The 1,944-nt window shown below is 52.0% G+C and carries 3 protein-coding genes; all 3 read left to right on the top strand.

Annotated features, from left to right (window positions below; all coding sequences use genetic code 11):
- Window positions 1–588, top strand: a 588-nt coding sequence (locus ALO64_RS25465; protein WP_217996258.1) for a hypothetical protein, incomplete at its 5' end; no start/stop codon positions are given.
- Between the two features lie 81 nt (window positions 589–669).
- Window positions 670–939, top strand: a complete 270-nt coding sequence (locus ALO64_RS26725) for a WGR domain-containing protein (protein ID WP_010211628.1) — start codon at window positions 670–672, stop codon at window positions 937–939.
- Window positions 936–1,892 (top strand): replication initiator protein A, encoded by a 957-nt coding sequence (locus ALO64_RS02340; RefSeq protein WP_052508602.1) that lies wholly within the window; start codon window positions 936–938, stop codon window positions 1,890–1,892. The genes ALO64_RS26725 and ALO64_RS02340 overlap by 4 nt, the downstream gene beginning before the upstream one ends.
- Window positions 1,893–1,944 lie beyond the last annotated feature (52 nt).

Here is a 1,944-nt window from a genome sequence, read left to right as displayed (position 1 = left end):
CCGCAGGCTGCCCTGTTCGATCAATGGGCGGAATTGTCCTTTTTGGCAGATGCTGGTGATTCTGTAGGTTGCCGTTTCAAACAGCGCCGGACGCCCCGTTCTCAAACTTTGGGTATCTATGTGCCTGGTGTGGGCTCGCTAGTGGTGCAAGCCTGGTTGAAAAGCGCTGAGCAGCGTTGCTGGAGCGAGTTTGTGCCCTGGGAGTCGAGTTTCTTTCGCCATAGCTTTCGTGATCTTGTCCACCTTCATCAGCTCGACTCTCACAGGTGGGATCATGCGGTTTGCCCTGCCGCTTTTGCGGAAGCCGGCGACAAGATTCCTTCAGTTCCCACGGTAAAGGTCAGTGGTCGGCAATTCGTCATCATGGGCGCATCCTATTCCCGCGAGTTCAGAGATAGCCACGGGTGGACATTTGTACGTCACTGTGACTGGCCGATGCAGACCTACAATTATTCGGAGCTTTGCAAATTGTGGGATACGGGAGTGCTGGAACGTGGCGACTGCCGCGGCTTGATGGCCTATGTGAAGGGTGAACTATGTGTAATGGCCGAGATGGTTATGCTCTACGACGATAAATTATTGCCGTGAGCAGAGCGAAGCCCGGTCGGCGGCTACCGGATCCGGGCTTCTACCAGAAATGAACTCGTCTAGGAGCGTCTGGGTTCACACATGATAACGACTGCAACCAGCTACCTCAACCTGCCTTACCATGCAAGATGGGAGCGTGGTAGACGATTCTATGAGCTTCGTATCGTGGTAGATCTGATCGGTCACACTGTGGCCATGCGCCACTGGGGCATCATAGGGGAGCGCGCTGTCGGTGAAGTACGAACCTTGATTTGCTCAGATGACGCCTGTATGAAACTCATACACAGGGTCTGTCGGCAGCTGCACAAGCGTAGCTATAGCCCAGTGTACAATGGCGGGATCGCGCAATGACCGAGATGAAGACAGCTGATATGGCAGCGGAAGAAGAGAAACGCCAGAAAAAAGGTCGGAAATCGAGCGTAGTCCCCTACGTTCAAACCGATATGTTCCAAGCGAACATTGTTGAATGGCCAGTGAAGGATGACCTGGCAAGCATGGAATTTCCGCTATTCAGTCTGTCCACAAAGCCGGATACAAGCGTTCGCGAGTACAGCCAGCCCGGTACGAACAAACGTGTTCGAATAATTCCACCAGTGATTGGTGCTGCCACGGTGTTTGACAAGGATTTGTTGCTTTTCCTCGGATCACAAATCATCGAGGCCCGTAAGGCAGGCATGCCGATTTCTAAGCGGGTTAAATTCGATACATACGACTTCTTAACAGGTACCTCCCGTGATCCTGGAGGGAACGCGTACTCGAATGTTCTGGACATGCTTCGACGATTAAAAGGGACCCAGCTCGAAACCAATATCGTTACCGGTGGTCAAGAGCAGACGAAGGGATTCGGTTGGATTGAAGACTATACCGTTACCAAGACTGCATCCAATGGAAAGGGCGTGTTGGAATGCGAAGTCGTGTTGTCAGAGTGGATCTACAACGCCTTCCTCCATTTCGAGGTGATGAGCATTGATCGGCGCTATTTTGGGCTGCGGATGCCTCTTGAGCGCCGTTTGTATGAGCTCGCTCGGAAACACCTGGGTAACAAGATGATTTGGGCTGCAGACATCGGTGCGCTGCAGCAAAAATGCGGTTCAAAGCAGAGTCTCACCCATTTCAGGGCAGATATTCGCAAGATCATAGAGCGTGACCTGCTTCCGGACTATCACATGGCTCTAGATACGAGCGTTAAGCCTCAAAGAATCGTGTTCTACACCCGTGATAAGCAATCACTCCTCGAGGAGCTTGCGGTAAAAGGGGAAATGGAATGGTTTGTGGCCCTTGAAAAGCGAGACATGGAGAGTTGAATGCCTGCACCACGGAGGCTTGATGCATAGGAATTTCAAAATGCCTATGCAT

The organism is Pseudomonas meliae, from assembly GCF_001400515.1.
Lineage (GTDB): Bacteria > Pseudomonadota > Gammaproteobacteria > Pseudomonadales > Pseudomonadaceae > Aquipseudomonas > Aquipseudomonas amygdali.
Note: the sequence above shows the minus strand (reverse complement) of the source record. Positions and strands in the feature narration are given on the sequence as shown.